Here is a 26,282-nt window from a genome sequence, read left to right on the forward strand (position 1 = left end):
TTCAAAACTCAAAATTAAAGCTTATTGATGCTGATGCGTCTGCACCAGCTCCACTAATTGTCTAAGACCGCCTGCTACGTCCGTTCCCAGATTCACCCGCAGCACCCGCCGCCTTCTTTGTTTCAGCGCGGTAAAATCGCCCGCCGCCTGCGCCCGGATTAAAGCGCCGAAGGTATAATCCGTCTCCGGCACAGGGAGATCTTCAGCCGGCTCGTCCACGATTTGCAGGATGAGCGCCGAGTTCGGTCCGCCTTTGTGCAATTGGCCGGTCGAGTGGAGAAAGCGCGGGCCGTATCCCAACGTCGCCGCCAGGTGAAACCGGTCGCGGAGGGAAACACAGATTTCCCTGAGGGCGGCCGTGTGCTCCGCGGTCGGATTGAGATACGCCTGAAGCACCAAGTAGTCGCGCTCTTTCTTTTTCGCCAGCCACGAAGAGACGGCTTGCCGCAGCGCAGTTTGATCGGAGGCCGTCGCTTCATTTTTCAGCGCCGTTTTCTCCACGCCGGTTTTTTTGCTCATGAATTGTTTGGCCAGGTCTTTGGCGAGCTGGACATCCGGCTGATTGAACGGGTGGATGCCCAGGGCCGCTCCGGCGGCCGCCACGGCGACTTCCCAGCGGAAAAATTCCTGGCCGAGCTCGATTTTTTCGTCCAGCTCGATTTTGACGGTCGGATGGCCGGCCGATTCGAGCGCGGCAACTTTCCGGTCCAGCTCCGCGTTGTCGTCGCGTTCCAGCCTGAAGTAAACGAACAATCGGTCGGCGCCGTATTTTTCCGCCGCGGCCAGCGGCTCATCGACGACGGGGATGATTCCCTTCCTGTCTTTTCCCGTGCTCTCGGCGATCAACTGTTCGGCCCAGGACGGGAAAGCGGCCAGAGAAGGCGAAGCGAGAAACGTGACCTTGTCCTTCTTCGCCAAGGTCAGCTCTCCCAACACGGCGCCGAGGACGAGCGCGGGGCTCTCGGACTCCTGCACGTTCGCCGACGATGCCCGGCTCATGATGCGCGCGCGCTCCAGAAGCGCCCCGATATCGACGCCGATCAGCGCCGCCGGAACCAGGCCGAAGACCGTCAACGCCGAATAGCGCCCGCCGATGTCCTCCGGTGCTTTGAACACCGTCCGGAATTTTCTCTTTTGCGCCAGTTTCTCGAGCGACGTTCCCGGATCGGTGATGGCGACGAAGTGAGCGCCGGGCGCGCTCTCCGATCCGCTTAGTTTCTGCCAGAAGTAATAGAAAAAAGAATTCGTCTCGGTCGTCGTCCCCGACTTGCTGGAAACCAGAAAAAGCGTGCGGCCGAGGTCAACTTTATTTTCCACGGCTTGGACAGCCGCCGGATGCGTGCTGTCCAAGACCAGAAGCTCCGGACGGCCCCCGCCGTTGCCGAACGTGCGTTGGAAGACTTCGGGCGCCAGGCTCGAGCCGCCCATTCCCAGCAGGACGACGTGGCGAATCCCATCCGACTTTACTTTGTCGGCGAAGGCGCGCAGCTCGCCGACGTGATTTTGCATGGACTCCGGCAGCGTGAGCCAGCCCAGACGATCGCTAAGCTCCGGGACCGCCTCGGCCGACCAGAGCGTCGGATCTTTTTGCCAAAGCCGCGGGAGAAAATGGGCGACTTCCCAGGTTTTCAGCCGCTTGGCGACGCGCGCCTGTTGTTTTCCCAGCCGCAGCTCCTGGCGGTTCAGCGCAGCGCCTTGCGATGCACTGAATGGTGACCCCTCGACAGGCTCGGGACTAAAGGCTGTCGAAGGGGCCTGTCCTGAGCCATGAGGCTCTCGAATGGTCGAAGGGGCCTGCCCTGAGCCATGAGGCTCTCGAATGGTCGAAGGGGCCAGCGCCGCGCGCTTTTTTCCCAGCGCGGCCATCAAATCGTCGAACGATTTGGCGAAAGCCGCGACGCCGTCGTCCTGCAGCTTCTTCCCCACTTCCTCCAGATCGATGCCCAACTGTTTGAGCTCCGATATAGCGGACATGGCCTCGGCCAGATTTTCTTTGACCGTCGCGCCCGGAACTTTGCCGTGATCTCTAAAGGCGTCGATCGTAGCGGGCGGCAAAGTGTTGACCGTGTCGGCGCCGATGAGATTCTCCACGTAAAGGACATCGGAGTAATTCGGGTTCTTCGTTCCCGTGCTCGCCCACAGCGGACGCTGCACGCGCGCGCCCCGGCTCTTCAGCGCCGCGAACCCTTCGCCGTGAAAAATTTCCTCGAAGCGCCGGTAAACCGCTTTGGAATTGGCGATGGCGATCTTGCCGCGGAGCGCCAGGGCCTCGGGCGTGCCGATTTTTTCCAGCGCGCCGTCCACCATCGTGTCGACGCGGCTGACAAAGAACGACGCGACCGATGCAACCTTGGCCGGCTCGGCGGCGCGCTCCAACCCGCGGATATACGCGCGGGCGACCGCCTCGTAGTGGCTCATCGAGAACATCAGCGTGATGTTGACGTTGACGCCGCCGGCCGTGAGCGCCTCGATGGCGGGAATCCCGGCCGGCGTCGCCGGCACCTTGATCATCACATTCGGGCGGTCGACTTCGGCCTTGAGCCGCTTGGCCTCGGCGATCGTGCCCTCGGTGTCGTGGGCGAGATGCGGCGAGACCTCGAGGCTGACGAAGCCGTCGGCGCCACCGGTCTCGTCGTAGACCGTCCTGAGGACGTCCGCCGCCGCGCGGATATCCTCCAGCGCGAGCCTTTCGAAAATCTTTCCGGTTTCGGTTTGGGGATTTTCGCCCACAGCGGCGCGGATCGTCTCGTCGTAGTCCGTGCCCCCGGCGATCGCCTTCTCGAAGATCGTCGGATTGCTCGTGACGCCGCTGAGCCCGTCTTCTTCGATGAGCCGTTTGAGCCCGCCGGTATTGATCAACTTGCGGTGAATATAATCGAGCCAGATCGATTGGCCGTGCTTGTTGAGCTCTTTCAATGGATTCATCCTGCTTTCTCTCTTCCAAGTTCTCGGAGAGATTCTTCGCTGCGCTCAGAATGACACAAGAGAGGTGTCATCCTGATGAACGAAGTGAAGGATCTCGATTTAACTTTTTCCTTTTTCCTTTCAACTTTTGACTTGCTTCTCAAGTCTTGCCACTTTTTCCAGCCGCCGGCGGTGGCGCTCTTCTCTGGAGAAGCTCGCCCCCAGGTAAACGCGCGTCAGCTCGAGCGCGAGCGCCGGTCCGATGACGCGCGCGCCCAGGACCAGCACGTTCATGTCGTCGTGCTCCACGCCCTGGCGCGCGGAGTAGGTGTCGTGGCAGAGACCGGCGCGGATGCCGGGAATCTTGTTGGCGGCGATGCTGGCGCCGACGCCGCTGCCGCAGACGAGCACACCACGCTCCGCTCGCCCTTCGGTAACCGCTCTCCCCACCGCTTCGGCGTAATCGGGATAGTCCACGGGATCTTCGTTGTTCGTGCCCAGATCCAGGACTTCGTGCGTCAGGCTCTCCACGTAGTTCACGAGATCCTGCTTCAGAGAAAATCCGGCGTGGTCCGCGCCCACCGCGACGCGCATGTTTTACTCCCCTCCGACGTTTCGCAAACGTTTGTAGGGGCGACTCCCCGTGGTCGCCCGAAACGGAGCAGGCACGGGGGCCTGCCCCTACGTCCGCTTCAGCAGCGCTACAGCCCGCTCAACGACGTTCTCGATCGTGAAGCCGAGCTTCTCCAACACGACGTTTCCCGGCGCGGAGGCGCCGAAGCGCTCCACGCCGACGACGTCGCCGACGACGCCGACGTAGCGGAGCCAGCCTTGCGGCAGCGCCGCTTCGACGGCGAGCCGGGCGCGGATCGAGCGCGGCAAAACCGACTCGCGATACTCTTTCGGCTGGGCGTCGAACAATTCCCAGCTCGGCATCGATACGACGCGCGCGTCGATCTTTCGCTCCGAAAGCTTTTGCCGCGCGGACACGATCAAATTCAGCTCCGATCCGGTGGCGATCAAAACAATGTCCGGCTTGCCGTTCGGCGGGTCGGCCAAAACGTAAGCGCCTTTTCTGAGGCCGTCCGCCGCGGCGAGCCCGCTCCGGTCGAGCGTCGGCACGTTTTGCCGCGACAAGATGAGCGCCACCGGACGGTCGCGCGTTTCGACCGCGACGCGCCACGCGACCGCGGTCTCGTTGGCGTCGCCCGGACGGATGACGACGAGACGCGGTATCGCGCGCAGCGCCGCCAGATGCTCGACCGGCTGGTGCGTCGGACCGTCTTCGCCGACGCCGATGCTGTCGTGCGTGAAAACGTAGATCACGCCCAGCTCCATCAGCGCCGCGAGCCGGATCGACGGCCGCATGTAATCCGCGAATATCAGGAACGTCGAGCCCAGCGGGATGATCCCGCCGTGCGCCGCCATGCCGTTCAGGGCAGCGCCCATCGCGTGCTCGCGCACGCCGAAGTGAATATTACGCCCGGCGTAGCTGAAGCCGCCGCCGGCCGCGCCCTGGCTCTTGGTGAAATCTTTCTGCGGGCTTTGGAAGTCTCCCATCTTCTGAAACACGGTGTGCGTCGATGGATTCAAATCCGCCGAGCCACCGATCAACGCCGGCAGCTTGGGCGCAATGGCGTTGAGAACTCTCCCCCCTGCGACGCGCGTGGCGATGCCTTTCGGATCGGCGGCAAAATCGGGGATGCCCGCATCCCAGCCTGCGGGCAGTTCGCCACGCAGCGCTTGCTCGATCTCCCGCGCCAAATCCGGGAACTGGCGCGCGTAGGCGGCGAATTTTTCTTTCCATTCCGCTTCGGCCTTTTGTCCCTTGCCGACCGCCTCGCGAAAACGCGCCAGCGCCTCCTCAGGAACGAAAAACGGCGGCTCGGCCGGCCAGCCGAGCTTCTTCTTCGTCGCCGCCGCTTCGTCTTTTCCCAACGGCGCGCCGTGCGCCTCGAAGCTGTCCTGCTTTCGCGGCGAGCCGAAGCCGATGTGCGTGCGCAAAAGAATCAGCGACGGCCGCGCCTTCTCCGCGCGCGCGGCGCCGAGCGCGCGCTCGATCGCGGCGAGGTCGTTGCCGTCCTCCACCGTAATCGTATGCCAGCCGTAGGCGTCGAATCTTTTCGCCACGTCTTCGCTAAAAGTCAGGTCGGCGGAGGCGGCGAGGGTGACGCGGTTGTCGTCGTAAAGATAGATCAGCTTGCCGAGCTTCAGATGGCCGGCGAGGCTGGCGGCCTCGGCGGCGACGCCTTCCATCAAGTCGCCGTCGCTCACGATCGCGCAAGTGAAGTGATCGACGATCTCGAAGCCCGGACGATTGTAGCGCGCGGCGTGGTACGCCTCCGCGATCGCCATGCCGACGCCGTTGCCGAAGCCCTGGCCGAGCGGCCCGGTCGTAACTTCGACTCCGGGCGTCAGGCCGCGCTCCGGATGGCCCGGCGTCCGGCTCTCCCACTGGCGGAAGTTTTTGATCTCTTCGAGCGGCAGATCGTAGCCGGTGAGATGAAGCATGCTGTAGATCAGCATCGAGCCGTGGCCGGCGGAGAGCACGAAGCGGTCGCGGTCCGGCCACGCAGGATTCTTGGGATTATGCTTCAAGAAGCGCGTCCATAATATATACGCCGCCGGCGCGAGGCCCATCGGCGCACCCGGATGCCCCGAGTTCGCCTTCTCGACGGCGTCCACCGAAAGCATGCGGATCGTGTTGATGCACAACTCGTCTAGTCGGCCTGGCTCACTCACTTCCCATCCTCCCATTCATCCACGCAGGATTTCGCAGGAGCGAAGATTGACGGCTGGAGTCGAGGCATGGCTCATCGTCGTTAAGTCTTGGCCCGACGAATAACGATGTCTCTTCAAAAAACATATCAAAAGAGAGCCGAGAAGCAAGGAGTAAAAATTGGCCTTGACAAGCGCAGAGGTGAAGGTTCATAGAAGGATTGTCGAAGCCTACTTAGATGGAACTCCGAAACCATCCTTTGATGTCCTATCGCGGCATCCCCAACTGGCCGCCGTCCTGGACCTGGAGGGCCGGGCCGACGATAAGGCGCATGCGCGGAGAAGTGGGCACCTTAAAGGAAGTGGCGCGCAGCACGATCAGGCCAATGGACCGAATCTTTCTTATTATGAAACTTGACGAGAACGAATACCTCGGCGCTCTTTTATTCGAAGACGCTTCATTCTGCCGGCAGGTCTATACCCTCTTACTGTCGTACTGCGGCCGCCCGATCAGCGAGATCGGCGACCTTGAGATGAGCCATCTTCTTTAGTTCTGCTCCTTGCCGAGAAAAATTCTTCTGCTATACATTGTGACCACTAGGATGAGTACCCCGAACGGCCCCCGCAGGAACCCCATTGAAGCCATCGTCTGGCTTCTGCGCTGCTACCGGTGCCGCGCCGAGTTCGAAGTGAAGCGCCCGCCGACGGCGGAGGTCATCGCCGCGGCCCTCGAAAGCGAGTGCCCGCATTGCTCCGCCACGCCGCCGATCCATGGTCTTGCGGATAAACCCAAAGAGCTGAAGCCGCACGACATCGTGGGATTGAAAGAAACCTAGCATCCGCGCCGCGAAGTGTTGGAGTTTGGGTCAAAACCCACGGCTTCGTCGCTTCCATTACGCCGTCCCCCCAACTGTATTTTCCACCCTTGACCTGCATGACGGGCAAGAAGTATGGTCTATCTTTCTCTCGCGCAAACCGGTAAGACTAAGCAGGTCGACGCAAGGCAAAAAATGGGAGAAGAAGATCTTTCCGAAAGGAAGAGAAACGGCTCCCCCACCGCGGAGTTCTTCACTAAAGGCGCCTTTGATATCGTGGCTCTAGCCGCTTCGGCCGGGGGCCTCAATGCCCTGAGCCAGGTTCTGGCCGCGCTGCCGGCGGATTTTCCCGCAGCCCTTGTCGTCGTCCAACATCTCGATCCGCGCCATCGCAGCCTCATGGCCGACATTTTGAGCCGCCGCACCGCGCTCAGAGTCAAGCAGGCCGAAGAAGGAGACCGCCTGGCGCCCGCCACGGCTTATATCGCGCCGCCGAACAAACACCTCCTGGTCAATGCCGACAGCACGCTGTCTCTCACGCAAACGGAATTGGTCCATTTCGTCCGGCCGTCCGCCGACTTGTTATTCGAATCGGTGGCGGCAAGTTACAAAGACCGCTCTATCGCCGTCGTCCTCTCCGGCACGGGCAGCGACGGCACGATGGGAGTGAAGGCGATCAAGAAGATGGGCGGAACGGTGATCGTCCAGGACGAAAAGACGGCGGAGTTTGTCGGCATGCCGACCGCCGCCGTGCAGACCGGCAGCGTCGATTTCGTCCTGCCGCTGGAGGAGATCCCGTCCGCGCTGGTGACGCTGATATCGGCGAAGGAATTAACCCATGCCTGAGCCTCAGGACAAAGACTTCGAATCGCTGCTGTTCTATATCCAGCAGAACCGGGGATTCGATTTTACCGGATATAAGCGCCCCAGCCTGATGCGCCGCGTCGCCCAGCGGATGCAAATCGTGAAAATAGAAAAATATGCGGACTACCTGGATTATCTCGAAGTGCACCCGGACGAATTTTCGCAGCTCTTCAACACGATTCTGATCAACGTGACCGCTTTTTTTCGCGATCCGCCCGCCTGGGATTCCCTGGCGCAGAATGTCATCCCGGAGATCCTCAAGGACAAGAAATCGGACGATCCGATTCGCGTCTGGAGCGCGGGCTCGGCCTCGGGGGAAGAGGCCTACACGATCGCGATGGTCATGGCGCAGGCGATGGGCATCGAAGCCTTCCGCCAGCGCGTCAAAGTCTATGCGACGGACGTGGACGAGGAGGCGCTCAACGTCGCGCGCCAGGGGGCTTACGGCGCGAAAGAGCTGGAGCCGGTAAACGAAATGCTCAGAAAAAAATATTTCGAGCCGGTGAACAACCGCTTTTGCCTTCGCGCCGACATGCGCCGCTCGATCATCTTCGGCCGCCACGATCTGGTCCAGGACGCGCCCATTTCCCACCTGGACCTGCTGGTGTGCCGCAACACGCTTATGTATCTCAATTCCGAGACCCAGTCGCGCATTCTGTCGCGCTTCCATTTCGCCTTGAACGGAAACGGCCGGGGATATCTCTTTTTGGGCCGCGCCGAGCTCCTGCTCACCCACACCAATCTCTTTACCCCGCTCGATCTCAAGTGCCGCATATTCGTCAAGACGCCTCAGGTCGACATGCGCGATCGTATCGTTGCCGTGGGGCAGCTCGGCGGCAACCACGAGCCGGCCGACATCGTCGGGGCCGATCGCCTGTCCCTGTTGGCGCTGAACGAGTCGCCGCTGGCCAAGATCATCGTGGACGCGAACGGTATGCTGGCGATGGCCAATCAGAAAATGCGCGCCATGTTCAGCTTGAATCCCAAGGACGTCGGCCGGCCGCTCCAGGATCTCGAAGTCTGCTATCGGCCGGTCGAGCTGCGCTCGCTCATCGAGCAGGCCTACGTCGAGCGCCGCGCGGTCATGCTGACGAGCGTCGAGCGGCGCTTTCCCAACGGCGAGGTGCAATACCTCGACATCCAGGTCTCGCCGTTCTACGAGGAGGGCATCAAGCCGCTGGGCGCCGGCGTCACCTTCATGGACGTGACCCGTTACTACAAGCTCCAGGAAGAGCTGCAGCATTCCAAGGAAGAGATCCAGACCGCCAACGAGGAGCTGCAATCGGCGAATGAAGAGCTGGAGACGACCAACGAAGAATTGCAGTCGGCGAACGAGGAGCTGGAAACGACCAACGAGGAGCTGCAGTCCACCAACGAAGAACTGGAGACGATGAACGAAGAGTTGCAGTCCACCAACCAAGAGCTCCAGACCCTCAACGACGAGCTGGGCCAGCGCACGGAAGAGCTGAACAACGCGAACGCCTTTTGGCGGTCCGTTCTGGCGAGCCTCAGCGCCGGCGCGGTCGTGGTGAATCAAGACTTGAATATTCTCGTATGGAATCATCGGGCCGAGGACCTCTGGGGCTTAAGAACCGACGAAGTGACCGGGCAGTCGCTGCTGAATCTGGAGATCGGGCTCCCGATCGATAAGTTGCGGGGGGCCATCCGCCCGTGCTTGAACGGCGACGCCGATCACAACGAGACGGTTCTGGACGCGATCAACCGGCGCGGCAAGTCGATCAGATGCCGCGTCACCTGCACTCCTCTGATGAGCGCCGGCAAGCAGCGGCAGGGGGTTATCATACTGATGGAACAGGAAGAAATGAGGTAAAGGCGATGGCGGGCCATGACATTGTAGTCATCGGCGGCCACGGCCTCAGCGCCGAGGGCTTGCTGGCGGCGCAAGCGGAGCGACAAAATCGGCGGGTCTCTGGATACGGAATAACGATTAGTTTAACGATCCAGAAAACGCGAAAGGGCACGTAATCTTTTCGGCTGAACATTAATGTCAACGCGGAGCAGAGAAGCCCAGTTGCTGGAGCAGATCCGGGCGGCGCGCGACCGGTTCGATAATTTGTACCAGCGATCCGGAATCAAGCCTGCCGATGAAACGCTCCTGAACGAATCGCTGCAAGAGCTATCCAACGCGCACGAGGAACTTCGCGTGGCGATGGAAGAGCTCCGGTGGCAAAACGATCAGTTGATCGCCACGCGCGCCTTATCGGAAGAGCAGCGCCGCCACTACCGCGAGCTGTTCGAGTTCGCGCCGGACGGCTACCTCGTCACCGACACCGCCGGCACCATCCAGGAAGCTAGTCAAAAGGCAGCCGAGCTTCTCGGCGTGCGCCAGCATTTCCTCATGGGCAAGCCGATGGTGATCTTTATTCCCGAAACGGAGCACCAGGCTTTCCACGAACTGCTGACTCGACTGGAAAAGGGCGCGGAAATACCACGCTGGGAGATGCAGATGCAGCCGCGCGACGGATCGGCCTTCCCCGCCGCCGTGAGCGTTTCCGTAATTCGCCAGAGCCAAGCGAGCGGCTGGCGCCCGATCGGGCTCCGCTGGCTGGTGCGCGACATTTCCGAGCAAAAGAAAGTCGACGAGCAGATTCAAAGCCAGCTTAGGCGTATCACGACGATACGCGATATCAACCTGGCCGTAACGTCGACCTTGGATCTGCGCACCGTCTTGGACCTTTTGCTGGAGAAGCTCGACCGTTATTTTCCGTATCCGACTGCGACTACGATCCGGCTGTTCGATACGGATACCGGCCAACTGGATCCTTTGTACTGTCGCAATCTCGACGCGACGGAATGGAAGGAAAATGGACCGCGTCCGCTCCCTCCCCGGCTTGAAGAACCCATGAGAACCAAGAAGGCCTTCGTCGTTCACAACGTCCAGACCGATCCGCTCTCCCGCCGGCCCGACTTTTACCGCAAGAACGGGTTGGTCTCCTATCTGGCCATTCCGCTGATTCTTACAGGAGAGATCATAGGATTCCTGTCCCTGTATACCAAGGAAGAACACCAATTCAGCGAGGAGGAGATCGAGTTTCTTTCTTCCGTTGCGGTTCAAGCCACGATGGCCATTCACAATTCCCGGCTGTACGAGCAGGTCAAAGTCCAGGCGGCCGAGTTGCAAAAGGCCCATGACAAACTGGAAGAGCGGGTGCGCGATCGAACATTTGAACTCGCATCAACCAACGAGATGCTCACGGCCGAAATCAACGAGCGCAGGCGGGTGGAAGAAAAACTGCGCGAGAGCGAGCGCCGTTTGAGCGAGCTGGCCAAGCAATTGGAGCAGCAGCTCATCGCCTCGGACCGGCTGGTCTCGGTCGGCGAACTGGCGGCCTCGGTCGCGCATGAGTTCAATAATCCTTTGCAGATCATTTTGGGCTACGCCCAGGAGCTGCTCGAAGAAGCGAAGCCGTCCGAGCCGAACCACGAGCCGTTGAAAATCATCGAGACCGAAACCCGGCGCTGCCGGGAGATCATCCGCAACCTGCTGGATTTCGCCCGGCCGGTGGACGCCGAGCGGGTCCTTGCCCCGGTCGAGTCGATCGTTCAGAGCGGCCTCCGATTGGTTTACCATTATCTGCAGATGTGCAAAGTGAAGCTGGAGATCGACATCAAGCCTAACCTGCCGCCGATCTACGCCGACTCGCAACAGCTCCAGCAGGTACTGATGAATCTGGCTTTCAACGCCGCTGAGGCCATGCCCGGCGGCGGGAAACTGACGATCCGCGCGCTAAAGTCGCAGGGCCGGGAAAATTTGGCCCCCGAGCTGATCATTACCGTGTCGGACACCGGCATGGGCATCGCCAGCGATAACCTGGTGAACATCTTCCGCCCTTTCTTTACCACCAAGAAAAAAAAGGGTATGGGATTAGGACTCGCCATCTGCGAGCGCATCATGGAAGCCCACGGCGGCAGAATTTTCGTGGAGAGCGACCCGGGAAAAGGAACATCCTTCCATCTGCATTTCCCGCTGAGGGAGTCGAGGGAGTATGGGCGAGCGTCTTGAGCGAATCCTCATCGTGGACGACGAAGAGCACGTCTGCGCCCTTTTCAAAAGGGTCATGGAAAAAGAGGGCCATGACGCCGTGTGCGCCTCTTCCGGCGAGGAAGGCCTGCAGCAGCTGGAGACCGAATGGTTCGACCTCGTGATCTCGGACCTGAAGATGCCGGGGATGGGCGGGCTGGAGTTTTTAAAGCAGGGCAAGACCTTGAGTCCGGCGTTGCCGTTTGTCATGCTGACGGCTTTTGGCGCGGTGGATTCGGCGGTCGCCGCGATGAAGGAAGGGGCTTACGATTATCTCCAGAAACCCGTGGACACCGAAGAGCTTAAGCTGGTGGTAGAAAAAGCGCTCGAGCTGCACCGGCTGACGCGCGAGGTGGAGCACCTGCGCAGCCAGCTCGATCTCGATCTCGACTTCGGACAGATCGTCGGCCAGAGCAAAGCGATGCGCGCCGTCTTTCGCCTGATGAAGATGGTGGCCGAGAGCAACGCCACGATCCTCATTCAAGGGGAATCGGGCACGGGAAAAGAGCTGATCGCGCGCGCCCTGCACCAGCACAGTCCGAGAAAGAAACGGCCGTTCGTCGCCGTGAATTGCGCTTCGGTGCCGGAGAGTCTGCTGGAGAGCGAGCTGTTCGGTTACGTCCGCGGCGCATTTACCGGGGCAAACCACAACAAGAAGGGACTCTTCGAGGAGGCGCACGAAGGCACGCTGCTCTTGGACGAGATCGGAGACACTCCGATGGCCTTTCAATCCAACCTGCTGCGGGTGCTCCAGGAAAACGAGATCCGCCCGGTGGGGAGCAATAAGAGCGTCAAAGTGGACGTGCGCGTCATCGTCGCGACCAACAAGGATCTCAAGAAAGAAATGGAGCGGGACGCGTTCCGCCGGGACCTGTTTTACCGTTTAAGCGTCGTGCCGCTCGTCATTCCGCCGCTCAGAAACCGTAAAGAGGACATACCGCTTCTCGCCGCCCACTTCATCAAAAAGTACTGCAAGGCCCACGGCATCGAGCCGAAGACCGTCTCGCCCAACGCCCTCAGAGTCTTGCTCGACCATCCTTGGCCCGGCAACGTGCGCGAGCTGGAGAATGTGATCCAGCGCGCCGTGCTGATCAATCCGGGACGAGAGATCGGTCCCGAGTCCCTCTTTCCTGCATCGACGGCAACGGATGAAGCGTCGCCGGCGCTCTCCCTGCTCGATACCGCGAAAGGCGCCAAGGAAGTCGTCGAGCGGGAAAAAATCGCCGAGGCGCTGCAAAAGGCCAGCGGCAACCGCTCCTACGCCGCCAAGCTCCTGGGCATCAGCCGTTCCGCGCTCTACAACAAGTTGAAGCAGTTGCGGCCGATGCAGTGACTTCGGCCAGACCGAAATATTCACGCGAAAAAGGGCAGTGACTCACTTTGCCCCGTCCACGGTTCGAAGGGCTCACCACGAACGGGCATGACACTTAGACAGGTCAGTCCGACACGGAATCGGAAGCCTCGAGCGAGATAAGAACGCCAACGACTGTCAGCTCGGGCGCTGAGTTATGCAGATAGTGAAAGTCCTTGGTCCGCGCCGTTCCATTCTTCACTGGAGTTGCTTTGCCCTCCTGCTCTCAATGGCTATACTCCTGCGCGTGATGGGCTTCCAGGGGTACGTTGACTCAGATCCACGTGCCTATGCAATTTTGGCTGACGACTTGACACGCGGGATCATGCATGTGTCGGAAGACGACTGGACGGCCGTATTTCCTCTTCGCTTTGGCGTTTATGGACCGACAGCTATCTTCATCAAGACGTTTGGTCTTTCTGAGCTGACCATCACGGCTTATCCGTTTCTTGTCAGTATCGCTGGTTGCCTACTCGGATATATTGTGGCGCGCTGGCTGTTCGGCCCTCTTGCCGGCTTGATCGCTATCGCGATCCTGGCCGTGCTGCCGGTCGATGTCTCGATGGCTTCGATGCTCTACCCCGACGCCATTGCAGCGCTTTGGGCAAATGTTGGAGTAGCGCTCCTCTTTCTAGGGCTAACCAGAGATCGTCTGGACCGATCGGCGGCCTATTTGACCCTTGCCGGCATTAGCGTCGGCCTCTCATGGCTGACCAAGGAGGCTGTAGCGTATCTCGCTCCGTTCGTGGGGATTTACATTTTACACCTCCGCCGAAACCTTCCGCTCAGGGCGCGAGCAGCCTCTCTGCTGTTTGTCGGCCTGGGTTCGCTTTTCGTGCTCTCCGCCGAGGTTTTATTCTATAAGGCGTTTGCAGGGGATCCGCTGTTTCATTTTCACGAGCTGGAACGGAATTACGAGCAGAACTATACGTGGTTCTTTCACCAGTCCTCTCCTTATTTCGGTTGGAAGAGCGGAGGTTATGCTGACGCATTGGTCAACCGGCTCTTCGTAGCCGGCCCGGCGCAGCTCCTGACCACTTTTAGCGCCCTCCCAATCTTCGCCTTGCTCGCTGTGGCTTGGGGTGCGGCATGCCGGGATCACAGATTCACCATACCGGGGACATGGTTTGTTAGCCTTTTGTTACTGTTTAACTTCGCGTCTTCCTCGCTCAAGCGTTATCTTCCCCTGCCACTGGTCGAAGAACGCTATCTCTATCCCCTGCTTTTACCAGCACTGCTTCTCGTGAGCGGCCTTTTCGCTGCTCTGTTGGCGTCTGGCGCTGAACCCGGTATCCGTACGAAGCGGAGAATCTGGGGATGGGCTGTCATCGCGGCGTATTTTGTAACGGCTCTATACGGATTGCCGGAGATGCTCACATCGAAACCGGAGCGTGTTGCGCGCTCGGTGGCGGCGAAAGTGACTGCAACAGACACGGTCTATACGGATTACCGCACGGCGCGGAGCTTGGTTTTTTTTCGGATGGGGTTGTTGAAACCATCCACGGACACGACGATTCCATACGAAAATGTAAGCCTCGAAGATCTGGCAGTAGGCAGCTATGTGCTCGTTGATAACAAAAAGATCGCCTTTCTGGAAAGATCATACAAATACCAGCCACCCGGGTTTGCCAGTGCTCCTCCCGCGACATGGCAGAAGGTTTGGACCAACAGAAATGCCACTTTGTTTCATATTAAATTTAAACGGATCACGGTAAATCCGAAACAGATGGGTGGCGTGCCCTGTATTCGAGGCTTGCGGATACCAGTGGCAACTGTTGTGGGAATGGTGGCGGACGGTATGACGGAAGCGGAAATCCTTAAGGCATATCCAGACCTAGAACGTGAGGACATCCGCGAAGCTTTGCAATTTGCCGCCGAGGCTGTGCGCGAGCGTGAACTCCCACTGGTCAATGGCCGGTGAAGTTTCTTGTGGATAATTCTTTATCGCAGCTTGTCGCCGAAGGCTTGCGCAAGGCGGGCTATGATGCAGTGCATGTCCGCAAGTACGCGCTGCAAAAGGCGGACGATGAAATAATCTTTGAACGAGCCGCCCTTGAAGATCGGGCCGTGATCGGCCGGGGAATACCGACTTTGGCACATTACTCGCCACGAGGCAGGAAAAGAAACCCTCGGTGCTTCTTTTTCGCCGCAGCTCGCAGCGAAGACCCGAAGCTCAGGTAGCATTGCTTCTTGCAAACTTGCCCAGTGTTGCTTCACTCATAGAGCAAGGAAGCATAATCGTTTTTGAAGAAGGGCGCGTTCGCACCCGCCTCTTCCCCATAGGTGTTGGATCCTAACAGGTCACAAATCCTACTGTCCATCTTCCTAGACACTCTGTCCACGTCCATAAACAAATCTCCGCCTTCAAAATTCCTTCCAGTTTCGTAACCTACCGATAAACCAAACGTCACGCCGAATTTATCCGGCGGCATCACAATTGCGACGTATGTTAACCGGACACACGTCGCAACAAATGAACTCTTCCAATTCCAACAGACGCTGCGGCATCGTTCTCGCGGGCGGAAGAGGCCTCCGTCTAAGACCGTTTATTCATCAACTCAAGGGCAGCACGCTGCCTAAGCAGTACGTCAATTTTATCGGCGCGCGCTCGATGCTGGAGCACACTTTCGACCGCGCCGAGCGTCTGATATCCCGCGAGCGTCTGCTCACGGCGATCACGCGCGATCATCTAAACTATCGCGAAGCCGAGGAGCAGCTCTCAGAACGGCCCGCGGGGAGCGTTATCGTCCAACCCGAAGACCGGGATACCGGCCTGAGCGTTCTTCTTCCTCTGATGCATTTATACAAACGCCACACCGGCGCCACCGTCGCGGTCTTTCCCTCCGATCATTTCATTCTAGAAGAAGACGTTTTCATGGCGCACGTCGGGATGGCTTTCTATCTCGTCGAAAGCGACCCTTCCCGCCTGGTCGTGCTGGGATTGGAGCCCGACGCGCCGGAGCCCGAATACGGCTACATTCTACCCGATGGCGAGGCGCGAGGGTCGGCCCCTTCAGGTATCTGCGGTATTCGCCTGTTCATGGAGGATTTGGATCCCGTGGCGGCGCAGGCGCTGATTGAGCGTGGCGGCTTGTGGAATACGATGACGCTGGTTTTCAAGCCCGACACCGTCCTCGATCTGGTGCGCGCTTTTTTCCCGCGGCTCTACGGCCTGCTCCAAGACGTCCAAAAAGCGATCGGCACGCGCAAAGAACGGTCGGTTGTCGAGGACGCTTACCGACGCATGGAGCCGATGGATTTCGAAAAAGGAATTTTACAGACGTTTCTGCTGCTGCGTTCTTCTCGACTGTCCGTGCTCCCTGTTTCGGAGGTTTTCTGGAGCGACTGGAAATCCGAGCGCACCGTCGTCGACGCCCTCAGACAAACCGGTTATCTGAACCGCCTGCATGGAGTCGCGGACGGCAGGATTTCCGCCAACAGCTAAAGGAGAGCCCATGGAAGAAGCTTATTTTTTGCCGGCCGACGCATCGCTTCCGGCGCAGTATTGGGACACCGTCGCGAGGAAGGACCAGTTGGAGCCGGAGAAGAAACTCCTGCTTGCGGTGCTGGAAAACGCCATCCGGACCTACCGGCAGTATGCTTTTACGCCGAGCCGTCTCCTCCACGAGGTGGAGAATTGGCTTTTCTCCGAAGAAAAGGACCACCCGTTCTCCTTTGAAACCATCTGCGACGCGTTGGGCTTGAACGCCGAGTGTGTGCGCAGGGGGATTTTACGCTCGCAGTCGAAGCGCAGGGTGCAGCAGGCCTCTCCGCTTGTCGTGAAGAAGAAGCGGCACTTGATGGCCGCGAACGTGCGAAAAGACAAAGCCAGGGAGCGACAGTACGCCGCGCTGTGATCGACATGGTATATTCGGCGACCGAGACTTGTTGCAAATGCGGTAAGGAAATCTTCCTGAAAAACGTCACCAGCTACAAAGTCCTGGAAAATTTCCGACTCATCTGCGCAGATTGCGCCATAGCAGACGGATTGATCAATCCCCCTGAAACCGATTAAAGCGGCCTCGGGCGCGGGCAATAAGCAACCGCGGCGGTAGGGACCTTACTCGGTATTCTACCGTTGCGGTAACAGAATTAGGCCGGTCAAAAAAGTCCCAGAGACGAGAAGGCGCGCGAGAAATCGCCGAGCGCAGGCGTACTTTTTCCAGTACGTCGCATAGCTCGCCACTGGCGAGCGTCAAGATTGTTTGCGGTTGAGCGCAACAATCAAAACGCCTGCCACTGGCAGGCTATGGTATATGGGCTTTTGTGCCCGGCCTATTTTTTCGACCGACGCGGTACATCGACCTGCGGAAAGATGCAGAGCGGATAAACTTCCTGGCGATATTCGGTTGAATTGGGCGCGGCGCCCTCCGTGGTATAGACCGTCCGGCCGTCCGCAAGCTTCCAGGTGCCGGCGCGCTGGGCCGTCAATCTCTCTTCGCGCTCGCGCTCGAGCAGCATCTGCAGCGTCTCTTCGCTGACGCCGGCCTTCTTGAGGGCGAGAATCTCGTCCACCGTGAGCGAATATGCCGGCGCAGCGAGTCCAAGCAGAGCCGGCAGTCCCAAAATCAACATGCGCGCGAATATGAACTTCATGTACCCTTCCTGCGGCCTATGCCTCTTGGAGTTTTTCTATGCTCGCCTGTAAGTTCTGAAACGCTTTTAACATGTCCGTCGTCGTGACGATTCCGCAAACCTTTACCTTCTCCTCCAGCACCGGCAGGCAATTGATTCGGTGGCTCAGAATCTCGCCGATGGCGGCGGAAAGCGGGGTCTCGGGCCGAACCGCCACCGCTTTGGTCGTCATCACTTCCCCCACCGTGGTGTTTTGCCAGTCAGGTTTCCGCGCCAAGATCCTGAGCAGGTCGCGGTCGGAGATGACGCCGGCGAGCCGTCCATCCGGGTGCACGACCAGGAAATGGCGAAAAGGCCGGTTGGCCATCAGTCCGATCGCTTCTCGGAACGTGTCCTGCGGAGACATCGTTACAATTTCCCTCGTCATGATGTCTCCGACCGAGATCGGCGACAGGCAAGCCTGCATCCTTAGCAGGGCTGAAGCATCAGAGCTGTCTTGAAGTTCTTCTTTGACAACCATGGAGAAGCCTCGCGAAAAAAATTTGTCTTCTTAGCGCTCCGCCGTCTCCACGTCTCCGCCGAGATAATAGCGGACCTCCACCCGCCGGTTCGCCCCCCGCCCCTCCACATCGGAGTTCGGCAACACGGGACGGAACGCGGCATAGCCCTGGACGGACAGCCGAACGGGATCGATTCCTTTTTCGATCAGATGGCGTGCCACGCCGCTGGCGCGCGCGGCCGAGAGCTCCCAGTTTGTCGGATACTCGCGCGTGGCGATGGGCCGGTCGTCGGTGTGTCCGACGATCTCCAGTTTAAGCTCCGGCCGGCTTTCCATGGTGGCCACGACTTCCTGAAGAACGGGAAAAACCTCCCGGCGCAAATCCGCAATGCCGGGAGCGAACGAGATCGTCACGGCCTCCGGCAACTCCACCTCCGGAACCGCCTCTTCGGGTTCGGCCTTGGGCTCGACCTCGGCCGCGGTCGCCGCCGGAGGCGCCGCGACTTCGGTCTGGGCCCGGCGGCGATCGGTTACGTACAAAACAATAAAGAAGCAGAGCAGAAGCAGGCTCAAATCGCTCAGCGTGATCAGCCAGCCCACGTCATCGCGGGGAGAGCCTATCTGCCTCGCAAACTCTGATGGCGATTCATGCGCGGGAAGAGCAAAGGCGGCGCGCGCCGGATTTGCTGGAGAACGCCCGGCAAGGGACGGCGAAGCCAAGGCCATGCGATTCTACCTCTGCCACGAAAGGACGCGACGGCTCCAGGACTTTTCTCCGCGCCGCTGGTCGCCGGCGGGTGCGAAAAAAGCGTTCAGCTTGCGCTCGACCGCCGTCGGGGCGGCGCCGCGCGCGAGCGAGACCGTCCATTCCAGCAAGGCGCGCATCACGGCTTTTCTCTCCTGCTCTACGGAATAGAGCTTGGCCGCGAGCGGCAGCGCGACGACATTGGCGAGCAGCGCTCCGTATAAAGTGGTCATGAGGGCGAGGGCGAAGGAAGAGGTGAGCGCCGCGGGGTCTGATCCCGACATCTGGCGCAAGAGCAGGACCAGGCCGATCAGCGTGCCGATCAGGCCGAAGGCCGGCAAGAGCTTCGCCATCGTGAGAAATATCTGCTGCGCCGCTTCATAGCGGGCGGCAAAAGCGGCGATCGCGCTCTCCAGTTGCTCGCGAATATTTTCCTCGCCTTCGATATCGATCAGCATGCCGGCGCCGCGCCTGAGAAAAGGATCGGCGATGTTCTCTTCCTGGCCTTCGAGCCCTCTCGATCCCTTGAGGCGATAGAGGCGCGTCAACCGCCGGAGCTCGTCGACGAGCTTCTCGCGGCCTTGCGGCTTCTCGGTCCAAAGGCGCCAGACGAGCGCCGCGGCGTCGCGAATGCGGCTCCACGAAAACGTCAGGAACGTTACGGCCAGCGTGCCCCCTACGGTGATCAGCAGCGACGATACGTCGAAAAATTCCCGCCATGCCTCGCCGCCGGCAAAGAAGCCCACCGCGGCAAGCACCGCCAGGCAAATGAATCGAACCATTTTTTTATCAATCCTCGAGAAGAACCAGATCCCGCTCGCTGAGACTCAGCACCGGCTCGCCGTCGTCGTCGTGCCACAGGCCGAGCTCGTCCGCGTCGAATCTGACCACAAAGCGGGTTCCTTTCCTGTGCTTGACTTGTTTGATCGTCCCAAACCGGTCCGGCATCCACCTGTGGATGCTCGCGACTCTGACGCGGTCCCCAATTTGTAAGTGGCGAGCCATCTTGCCTCCTCCTAGATGATGCCGGCGTGAGAACGCCGCTCGTTTTCCTGAGAAACCCGCGCGCGCTCGGACGCCACGGCGCCTTCCCATCCGCCGTAAAGCGTGCGCAAGAGTGAAATGACGACGTCGAGGGAATTGGCGTCGTTGTGCATGTTGGCGCGCGCGAGTTGCTCCAGCATAAAGACGTAAAGGTCCCTTAGACTCTGCGCCACGTCACCGCCGATATCGAAGTCGAGGCTGGCGAGCAGCTCGGAGACGATAGCGTGGGTCTGGGACAGCTGACGCCCTTTCTCTACGAGGTCGCCGCGTTCGATGGCGCTCTTCGCTTCCTCCAGCAGCTCGATGGCCGCATTATAGAGCACCAGCAGGATCGCGCCTTTATCGCCGATATCGATCCCTTCCGTACGGCGCTGTTCTTTTATTAGCTTGGCGGCATTCATGATTTTCCTCCTTCTATTTAAAAGCATCGGACTATCGACCGCCCCCGCCGAGCAGCGTGAGCGCCAAAGACGGCAACTGGTTCGCTTGGGCGAGAACCGACGTGCCCGTCTGGACCAGGATCTGGCCTCGCACCATTTCGGAAGTCTCTTGCGCCACATCCACATCCTGGATGCGCGACCTTGCGGCCGTGAGGTTCTCGATCGTGATCGTCTGGTTGCGCGAGCGGGACTCCAGCCCGTTCTGCGCGGCGCCGAGAACGGATCGGCTTTGGTTCAAGTTCGTGATCACCGTATCCAGCGTGGCTATGGCCGCAAGCGCATTGCTGGCCGACGTCAGGATGATCTGGTTGGCGCCGCTGGTCAGATCCACGTTGCTGCTCGTGAAAGAGCTGGCCGCGAGCGAATAGAGGGTCACGGCGATCTGGTCGGTCGCCGCCACCGTATACGATACCGTGCCTACTCCCACCTGGAACACGATCGTATTGCCGGCGCTGTTGTTCAACAGAGTAACGCCGTTGAACTGCGTCGAAGTGGCGATGCCGCTGATCTCCTGGATCAACCGGTCGGCGGCGACCTGAAGCGTCGCGCGATCGGCCGTAGAGAGCGTGCCGTTGGCCGATTGGATGGCAAGCTCGCGGAGTCGGACGAGAATATTGGCGACTTCGTTGTAGGCGCCTTCGGCCACCTGGATCAGGCTGATCCCGTCCATCGTATTGCGGGCCGCCTGAGAGAGAGATCGGATCTGCCCCGTCATCCGGAGGGCAATGCCCATGCCCGCTGCGTCATCCGAAGCGCGATTGATGCGCAGCCCGGAAGCCAGGCGCTCCATCGACCGGCTGAGCGCCTCGTTGGCGTTGGTAAGATTCCTTTGCGTCTGTAATGAAGCCAGGTTCGTGTTGATGATAATCGGCATAGAGTCTCTCCGGGCTTATGCCGCCGTTGGCTGTTTTTCCCGGCCGAGAACGAGTTGAATGCCGTGGATCAGCTCGGATTGCTTGAAGGGCTTGATGATATAGTAGTCGGCGCCGAGCCTGTATCCCGTTAAGACGTCCTCCGAGTTGCCGTTAGCGGTGAGCATGATCACGGGAATCGAACACGTTTCAGAAGACCCTTTGATTCTGCTCAGCACTTCCAAACCGTCCATGTGCGGCAGCATCACGTCGAGGATGACGAGATCCGGCCTTTGCGTGTCGATCAGCTCGAGCGCATCTTCCCCGCTGTAAGCGCAGCGGACGCGGTAGCCCAGGCTTTCCAATGTCTCGCGCAAAATCCAGGCGATCGTGCGGCTGTCATCGACGATCATGACGGTCTTCTTTTCCATGGCTTTCGAGCCCTCCCTTTGCCGGGAAGACGAAGCATGATCGATGCCAAGGAGAATACAGTGGAAAAGAGACGGAAAATGGACGACAGGAGTGGAACCGAGGACCAGCGCGCGGCAAAAGCGTCCCCGCCCGGCAAAAGGTTCCCGGCACGCGCCGGCGAACCGTCGAAAAGTTGATGGACGGCCGCGAGCTTCGTTGGTTCGCGCCGTATCGAATCCAGCGAGCCGTCGCCGCAGCCCGCAGCGGTCTACGACTCATTGCCGCCGTCACGGACCGACAAGATCGCCGAGGATGTCGCGCAGCTCGACGACGGCCGGATAGATCTGGCCCTGCGCCGGGCAGTTCGTGATAAAGTCGTTCTGGTCGGGCGCGCCGGAGGCGGCCAGTATGAGGCCGCTCAGGCTTAAGGCGGTTCCAAGAAATGCTTTGGCGCTTTCAACGATTCGCGATAAAGCCTTCAAGTCGTTGTCAAGTAAAAATTTATAGAACCCGTATAAGCTGGTTAGGCGGCATGCAATAAAGACCGAGGAAGGAGGAAAGAAGGGCCGGTTTCGGAGCCAAGATTTTCCTAGCTGGGAATTGGTCTCCCGTGGGTTGCCGATTTATCTCTCCCGAGCACGCGCTGAACGTGGCGGATTAGTTCCCTTGGCAGGAAAGGCTTGGTGATGTAGTACTCGGCCCCTAATTTGTACGCTTCCAAAACATCCTCCTCCTTATCATTGACCGTGAGCATGATCACCGGAATCGAAGAGGTTTTGGAAGATCCCTTGATTTTCCCGAGCACTTCCATGCCGCTCATCTGCGGCATCATGACATCGAGGATGATGAGGTCGGGAGTTTGCCGCTCAAGATGGTCAAGCGCCCCTTCTCCGCCGTAAACGCATTGGACGGCGTAGCCGTTGCTTTTCAAAACCTCCCGCACGATTGACACAATCGTTGGATTGTCGTCGACAACCAAGATGTTCTTTTTATCCATGGCCTCTCAGCCTTCACCCAGTGAAAACCGGCGCCGCGGTGGCTTGGGGTCGCCGCGCTTCCCCACAACAGACTAGCACGATCGATGCCAAATGTTTCGGGAAAGATTTGTTTCGCGGCACGCTCAGGAGCCCATCAATAAATTGACGAACGCCCTAAGAAAGAGAGGACAGGAAGGGCCGACTAAGGGCTCCCTAAGATCTACCTGTCAGGTCGCGGTAGAAATCGACCATGATGTTGAAAATCTCCGGGCTGAAGCCGGTCAGGAAAACCGAAGGCAGGACGATCAGAAGCCGGGTGAAGAACCGGGAAAGACTCACGCACAGTTTATGGGCCCGAGTCTCGGCCCTCGACTGGAACTCAAAACTCAGAACCCGAAACCAGATATGTTGCAAACTGAGCTGGCGTTTTTTCACGAGCGGTAAAACCTACGGATCGAGAACCTTTGAATTCCTGATTTCGTCGAAGCGACAATTCGACGGCTGGAGCCGTTCAAAAGTTTAAAAGCACGGCGGCGCCGACAAGCAATACACTGATCGTCACCAGAGCCGGCCTCAGCGACTGCGTCAGGAGCAAAAATTCCGTCCGCTTTGCAGTCCGGCCGACGGCGATCTCTTTCTCTTCCTTCCTTACCTTCCGCGAGACAGGAATGAAAAAATGGCCGTCGTCGGAGAGCATTCCATACTTTAGATTCATAGCTCCCTGTTCCCTCGATTTACGCCTGCCGCCGGACGAGCTGCAGCGGCCGCGGGGAAAGATAGCCTCTTAAAGCCTGCCGCGCCTTCGGCACGGCAGAAAGCCCCTCGCGGCAGACGGCCAGACCTTCCTCGAGCTTGTGCATGAGCAACCGGTCCCGTTCGAGTACGGCCTTGATCAGTTCTCTGATCCCGGCGCGCTCGCCCTCTTGAGCGCTTTCCAGCGATCCGGCGGCTTCGAGGCGAGCAAAGGCGCTTTGCCGCATGCAGCTGTAGCCTTCCAGCGCTTCGGCGCCGAGCTCGGGCAAGGCCAGAAGTTTTTCCGTCTCTTGAAGCAGAGCGGTGAGCTCTTGCAGGAAGGGAAGGTCCATCACAACACCCCTTCCTGGCGCGCTTGGACGACCGCCACCTGCCATCCTTCGAGCAGGTTCTCGAGCAGGCCGATGACATCCTCGAGCGGCTTGGCATCGTTGCCGACGTGGGCCTGCATGAGCTGATCGAGCATGAAGCGGTAAAGGTCCTCCAGGTTGCGCGACAGATCGCCGCCTACGTCGTGATTCAGGCTAGTGATAAACTCGCTGATGATCGCGTGCGTCTTGGAAACGTACGTTCCTTTTCCTGCCAGGTCGCCTTCTTGCAGCCGCTCGATCGCCTTCTTTAGAAAATCGATCGCGCCCTGATAAAGCATCAGCAGCACGGTTCCCTTGTCTGCGGTGTAATATTGATTGCGCTTGTAGACTTCGACTTGGGATTGGTAAGCCGGGTTCATGAGAGAAAAGACCTCCGTTAAGTAATTTGCGGTAGACTGGCAAGCTGTTTGGTGAGATAGTCCTGTTGCGCCTTGAGCTTGGCCACCAGGGCCTCGAGCACGGAAAAGCGGCGGACCAAGGCCTGGGCGAACTGGTCCAGGCGATCCTCTTTCTCGGCAATATTATCTTCAATATCGTTAATACTGTCCTGAGTCCCTTTGATGCGGGCGGTGAGGATGCCGGACGACGGCGCGGTGAGGCTGTCGACGCTCGCGGCTAGCTTGACCGCCACGCCGTTGGTCGCATCGATAAACAGATTGCTCACTCCGGCGGCGTTGTTGGCCAGCGCATCGGTGAGCTTGGCGTCGTCGACGGTGATCGTGTTGTCCGTGTTCGTCGTGAAGCCGAGGTCGGCGAGCGACGCGGGGTTTCCGGCCACCATGGTGCCCAGAGCCATGCGCAATATGCCCTGTGTGCTCTGCGTGGTGGAATCCGCGATCAGCGGGGCGCCGCTCTTGCTCTTGCTGTCGTATTTCGTTTGCTCGTGGATGAACGACATCACGTCGTTGTAGGCTTTGACGAAGTCATTGACCTGGGTTTTGATCGCGGTGGTGTCGTTGGTGATCGCAACCTGAACCGGCGCGGCGGACAGGCTCTTCAGATCGAGCGTGACGCCGGTGATCACGTCGGAGACGGTGTTGGTGGAGCGGTTAATCCCGACGATCCCATCTACGTCAAGGACGGCGTTCGTCGCCGCCTGGGTCACGGTAAAGCCGGGCAGCGGGTCCGACCCCGTCGTGAGGCCGCTTTCGTCGATGGTCACCGCATTGGCCGTCCCCGTGTTCTTGCCGGTCACGACCAGACGATAAGTGGTGGCGTCCACTTGAACGATGGAAGCGGTGACGGCGGCCCCGGAGGCATTGATCGCGTTTTTCAATCCATCGAGAGTATTGTTGGTGCCGTCGATCGTGATCGGAGTGGTGGTAGTTCCGACCGTGATATTAAGAGTTCCTTGCCTGATGTTACTTGTGGGCGAGCTGAAGCCGGTAGAGGCCTGAGTCGCAGCTTGGGCTAGGCTGGTTACCGTGATGCTATGGCTTCCCGCCGACGCGTTGGATCCCGCCGTGGCCGACACCACGGAATCATCGGAGCTGCTCGCCTTTTTTACGAAAAAGCTCGCCGAGGTGGAAAGTTTTCCCGCCGCGGTCTTGAGCGCGGCGAGCTTGCTGTTGAGATCGTTGAACAGAGACAGCTTGAATTCGAGGTTGCCCATCTGGAATTCAAGCAAGTCGATCGGGCGGCGCTCGACCTTGACCAGCGCGTCGATCAACGCGCCGGTGTCGATGCCGGTGGCCAGGCCGCTGAAATTTATAGTCGGTAAGCTCATGATTTTGTCGAAAGCAACAAGCCCTTAAGGGCGCGCAAATTTTGCATTACGTTTAACAGCTCTTCCGGAGGAACCTGCCGGATCAGCTCGCCGGTCTCTTTGTCGATCACTTGCACGACTCGCTGCCCCGTTTGCGCATCGACCGCAAATTGAAGCGCGATGTTTTCGCCGTTGATTTTCGGCGGACTCACAATCCGCTTGGTCGACGGTTCGACGCCGGAAGTATCCTCGACTCGCACCATTCTTTCGACCGAAGCCTCCACTACGCTCTCGATTTTCTTGATGGGAATCGAGACCGGAAGAGAGGGTTGGGTCGGTTGAATATTCATCTTGTCCTATTCAAGCGGAAGCGGAGGGGCCGCGATGCGGCCCCTCCATTCCCGGTTGCTGGGTTACCCACCAAGGAGCGTCAGTGCCAAGGACGGCAACTGGTTCGCCTGGGCGAGGACCGACGTGCCTGCCTGGACCAGGATCTGGTTACGCACCATTTCCGAGGTCTCCTGCGCCACGTCCACGTCGAGGATGCGCGAGCGCGCGGCCGACAGATTCTCGATGGTGATCGTCAGGTTGCGCGACCGTGACTCGAGGCCGTTCTGCGCGGCGCCCAAAGAGGCGCGGCTGGAGTTCAGGTTGGTGATGACCGTATCCAGAGTGCTGAGCGCCACGAGCGCGTTGCTGGCCGACGTAATCGCGAGCGTGGAGATGTCCGAGGCGCTGCTCGTGAAAGAGCTGGCTATCAACGAGTACAGTGTCACGGCGATCTGGTCGGTCGCCGACACTGTGTACCCCACGGTGCCAATTCCGACCTGCAAAACGACGGTGTTGCCCGCCGCGTTGTTCAACAGGACGACGCCGTTGAACTGCGTCGAGTTGGCGATACCGCTGACCTCCCGGATCAGCCGGTCGGCCGCTACTTGCAGCGTCTGGCGATCGGCGAGAGACAGCGTGCCGTTGGCCGCTTGGATGGCCAGCTCGCGGAGACGGACGAGAATATTGCCGATCTCGTTATAGGCGCCTTCAGCCACCTGGATCAAGCTGATGCCGTCCATCGTATTGCGGCTCGCCTGGCCGAGGGATCGGATCTGACCGGTCATTCTCAGCGAGAGGCCCATGCCGGCCGCGTCGTCCGCGGCGCTGTTGATGCGCAAGCCGGAGGCCAATTTCTCCATGGACTTGCCTAAACCTTCGCTCGCGAG

Annotated in this window: 30 protein-coding genes and 2 pseudogenes; 11 read left to right on the plus strand and 21 right to left on the minus strand. The window is 59.4% G+C overall.

Features of this window, described 5'->3' with window-relative positions:
* Nucleotides 1-21: 21 nt before the first annotated feature.
* The 3 genes from tal to tkt all read right to left on the minus strand — a co-directional run bounded on the left by tal (nt 22) and on the right by tkt (nt 5,646).
* A complete protein-coding gene (tal, locus tag VGL70_05460; GenBank protein HEY3302968.1) occupies nt 22-2,925 on the minus strand; it encodes a transaldolase in 2,904 nt (967 codons plus the stop codon).
* Between the two features lie 120 nt (nt 2,926-3,045).
* Entirely contained in the window at nt 3,046-3,498 is a 453-nt protein-coding gene (rpiB, locus tag VGL70_05465; GenBank protein ID HEY3302969.1) for a ribose 5-phosphate isomerase B, read from the minus strand.
* Nucleotides 3,499-3,585: 87 nt separating this feature from the next.
* Entirely contained in the window at nt 3,586-5,646 is a 2,061-nt protein-coding gene (tkt, locus tag VGL70_05470) for a transketolase (protein ID HEY3302970.1), read from the minus strand.
* Nucleotides 5,647-5,861: 215 nt separating this feature from the next.
* Here tkt and VGL70_05475 point away from each other — a divergent pair, with 215 nt between their 5' ends.
* From VGL70_05475 to VGL70_05505, 7 genes and pseudogenes are all read left to right on the plus strand, one after another.
* Nucleotides 5,862-6,173, plus strand: a complete 312-nt coding sequence (locus VGL70_05475) for a hypothetical protein (protein ID HEY3302971.1) — start codon at nt 5,862-5,864, stop codon at nt 6,171-6,173.
* Between the two features lie 51 nt (nt 6,174-6,224).
* Nucleotides 6,225-6,458, plus strand: a complete 234-nt coding sequence (locus tag VGL70_05480) for a hypothetical protein (GenBank protein HEY3302972.1) — start codon at nt 6,225-6,227, stop codon at nt 6,456-6,458.
* A gap of 114 nt (nt 6,459-6,572) precedes the next feature.
* Nucleotides 6,573-7,283 (plus strand): chemotaxis protein CheB, encoded by a 711-nt coding sequence (locus VGL70_05485; GenBank protein ID HEY3302973.1) that lies wholly within the window; start codon nt 6,573-6,575, stop codon nt 7,281-7,283.
* Nucleotides 7,276-9,132, plus strand: coding sequence for a CheR family methyltransferase (locus VGL70_05490; GenBank protein HEY3302974.1), 1,857 nt, complete (start codon nt 7,276-7,278; stop codon nt 9,130-9,132). The genes VGL70_05485 and VGL70_05490 overlap by 8 nt, the downstream gene beginning before the upstream one ends.
* 174 nt (nt 9,133-9,306) lie before the next feature.
* Nucleotides 9,307-11,325, plus strand: a complete 2,019-nt coding sequence (locus tag VGL70_05495) for an ATP-binding protein (protein ID HEY3302975.1) — start codon at nt 9,307-9,309, stop codon at nt 11,323-11,325.
* Nucleotides 11,309-12,676 (plus strand): sigma-54 dependent transcriptional regulator, encoded by a 1,368-nt coding sequence (locus tag VGL70_05500; GenBank protein ID HEY3302976.1) that lies wholly within the window; start codon nt 11,309-11,311, stop codon nt 12,674-12,676. The genes VGL70_05495 and VGL70_05500 overlap by 17 nt, the downstream gene beginning before the upstream one ends.
* A 343-nt stretch (nt 12,677-13,019) precedes the next feature.
* A pseudogene (locus VGL70_05505) lies at nt 13,020-13,523 on the plus strand (glycosyltransferase family 39 protein).
* An 896-nt stretch (nt 13,524-14,419) separates the two neighbouring features.
* Here VGL70_05505 and VGL70_05510 read toward each other — a convergent pair.
* Nucleotides 14,420-14,494: pseudogene (locus tag VGL70_05510) on the minus strand (hypothetical protein).
* Here VGL70_05510 and VGL70_05515 point away from each other — a divergent pair.
* The 4 genes from VGL70_05515 (at nt 14,460) to VGL70_05530 (ending at nt 16,551) form a co-directional block, all read left to right on the plus strand.
* A complete protein-coding gene (locus VGL70_05515) occupies nt 14,460-14,615 on the plus strand; it encodes a DUF433 domain-containing protein (protein ID HEY3302977.1) in 156 nt (51 codons plus the stop codon). The pseudogene VGL70_05510 and the gene VGL70_05515 overlap by 35 nt on opposite strands.
* Nucleotides 14,616-14,623: 8 nt before the next feature.
* Complete coding sequence (locus VGL70_05520) at nt 14,624-14,875, plus strand: DUF5615 family PIN-like protein (GenBank protein HEY3302978.1); 252 nt, start codon at nt 14,624-14,626, stop codon at nt 14,873-14,875.
* Between the two features lie 292 nt (nt 14,876-15,167).
* Nucleotides 15,168-16,139: a sugar phosphate nucleotidyltransferase gene (locus tag VGL70_05525; GenBank protein ID HEY3302979.1), complete on the plus strand. Its 972-nt coding sequence runs from the start codon at nt 15,168-15,170 to the stop codon at nt 16,137-16,139.
* A 10-nt stretch (nt 16,140-16,149) separates the two neighbouring features.
* The gene (locus VGL70_05530; GenBank protein ID HEY3302980.1) at nt 16,150-16,551 is read left to right on the plus strand and encodes a hypothetical protein; all 402 of its coding nucleotides are present in this window, start codon (nt 16,150-16,152) and stop codon (nt 16,549-16,551) included.
* A 418-nt stretch (nt 16,552-16,969) separates the two neighbouring features.
* On the opposite strand, the gene VGL70_05535 is transcribed toward VGL70_05530, so the two are convergent.
* From VGL70_05535 to VGL70_05615, 17 genes are all read right to left on the minus strand, one after another.
* Nucleotides 16,970-17,290, minus strand: coding sequence for a hypothetical protein (locus VGL70_05535; protein ID HEY3302981.1), 321 nt, complete (start codon nt 17,288-17,290; stop codon nt 16,970-16,972).
* A gap of 16 nt (nt 17,291-17,306) precedes the next feature.
* The gene (locus tag VGL70_05540) at nt 17,307-17,696 is read right to left on the minus strand and encodes a CBS domain-containing protein (GenBank protein HEY3302982.1); all 390 of its coding nucleotides are present in this window, start codon (nt 17,694-17,696) and stop codon (nt 17,307-17,309) included.
* A gap of 123 nt (nt 17,697-17,819) precedes the next feature.
* Nucleotides 17,820-18,368 (minus strand): OmpA family protein, encoded by a 549-nt coding sequence (locus VGL70_05545; GenBank protein ID HEY3302983.1) that lies wholly within the window; start codon nt 18,366-18,368, stop codon nt 17,820-17,822.
* A 132-nt stretch (nt 18,369-18,500) separates the two neighbouring features.
* Nucleotides 18,501-19,295 carry a MotA/TolQ/ExbB proton channel family protein gene (locus VGL70_05550; GenBank protein HEY3302984.1) on the minus strand — a complete coding sequence of 265 codons (795 nt, stop codon included), beginning with the start codon at nt 19,293-19,295 and terminating at the stop codon, nt 18,501-18,503.
* Nucleotides 19,296-19,302: 7 nt separating this feature from the next.
* Nucleotides 19,303-19,518, minus strand: a complete 216-nt coding sequence (locus VGL70_05555; GenBank protein ID HEY3302985.1) for a hypothetical protein — start codon at nt 19,516-19,518, stop codon at nt 19,303-19,305.
* A gap of 11 nt (nt 19,519-19,529) precedes the next feature.
* Nucleotides 19,530-19,958, minus strand: coding sequence for a flagellar export chaperone FliS (fliS, locus tag VGL70_05560; GenBank protein HEY3302986.1), 429 nt, complete (start codon nt 19,956-19,958; stop codon nt 19,530-19,532).
* Nucleotides 19,959-19,989: 31 nt separating this feature from the next.
* Complete coding sequence (locus VGL70_05565; protein ID HEY3302987.1) at nt 19,990-20,871, minus strand: flagellin; 882 nt, start codon at nt 20,869-20,871, stop codon at nt 19,990-19,992.
* Between the two features lie 15 nt (nt 20,872-20,886).
* Nucleotides 20,887-21,279, minus strand: a complete 393-nt coding sequence (locus VGL70_05570) for a response regulator (GenBank protein HEY3302988.1) — start codon at nt 21,277-21,279, stop codon at nt 20,887-20,889.
* Between the two features lie 267 nt (nt 21,280-21,546).
* Nucleotides 21,547-21,741 (minus strand): hypothetical protein, encoded by a 195-nt coding sequence (locus tag VGL70_05575; protein ID HEY3302989.1) that lies wholly within the window; start codon nt 21,739-21,741, stop codon nt 21,547-21,549.
* 107 nt (nt 21,742-21,848) lie between these two features.
* Entirely contained in the window at nt 21,849-22,256 is a 408-nt protein-coding gene (locus VGL70_05580) for a response regulator (protein ID HEY3302990.1), read from the minus strand.
* 193 nt (nt 22,257-22,449) lie between these two features.
* On the minus strand, nt 22,450-22,575 hold the full coding sequence (locus VGL70_05585; protein ID HEY3302991.1) for a hypothetical protein: 126 nt from the start codon (nt 22,573-22,575) through the stop codon (nt 22,450-22,452).
* A 172-nt stretch (nt 22,576-22,747) separates the two neighbouring features.
* Nucleotides 22,748-22,951 (minus strand): hypothetical protein, encoded by a 204-nt coding sequence (locus VGL70_05590; GenBank protein HEY3302992.1) that lies wholly within the window; start codon nt 22,949-22,951, stop codon nt 22,748-22,750.
* 19 nt (nt 22,952-22,970) lie between these two features.
* Nucleotides 22,971-23,324, minus strand: coding sequence for a hypothetical protein (locus VGL70_05595; GenBank protein ID HEY3302993.1), 354 nt, complete (start codon nt 23,322-23,324; stop codon nt 22,971-22,973).
* Nucleotides 23,321-23,719: a flagellar export chaperone FliS gene (fliS, locus tag VGL70_05600; GenBank protein HEY3302994.1), complete on the minus strand. Its 399-nt coding sequence runs from the start codon at nt 23,717-23,719 to the stop codon at nt 23,321-23,323. The genes VGL70_05595 and fliS (VGL70_05600) overlap by 4 nt, the downstream gene beginning before the upstream one ends.
* 17 nt (nt 23,720-23,736) lie before the next feature.
* Nucleotides 23,737-25,086, minus strand: a complete 1,350-nt coding sequence (gene fliD, locus VGL70_05605) for a flagellar filament capping protein FliD (GenBank protein HEY3302995.1) — start codon at nt 25,084-25,086, stop codon at nt 23,737-23,739.
* Nucleotides 25,083-25,415 (minus strand): flagellar protein FlaG, encoded by a 333-nt coding sequence (locus VGL70_05610; GenBank protein ID HEY3302996.1) that lies wholly within the window; start codon nt 25,413-25,415, stop codon nt 25,083-25,085. The genes fliD and VGL70_05610 overlap by 4 nt, the downstream gene beginning before the upstream one ends.
* 63 nt (nt 25,416-25,478) lie before the next feature.
* Nucleotides 25,479-26,282: flagellin (locus tag VGL70_05615; GenBank protein HEY3302997.1), on the minus strand; the 804-nt coding region annotated here is incomplete at its 5' end.

The sequence above is a fragment of the Candidatus Binatia bacterium genome (assembly GCA_036504975.1).
In the GTDB taxonomy this organism is placed as follows: domain Bacteria; phylum Desulfobacterota; class Binatia; order UBA9968; family UBA9968; genus JAJPJQ01.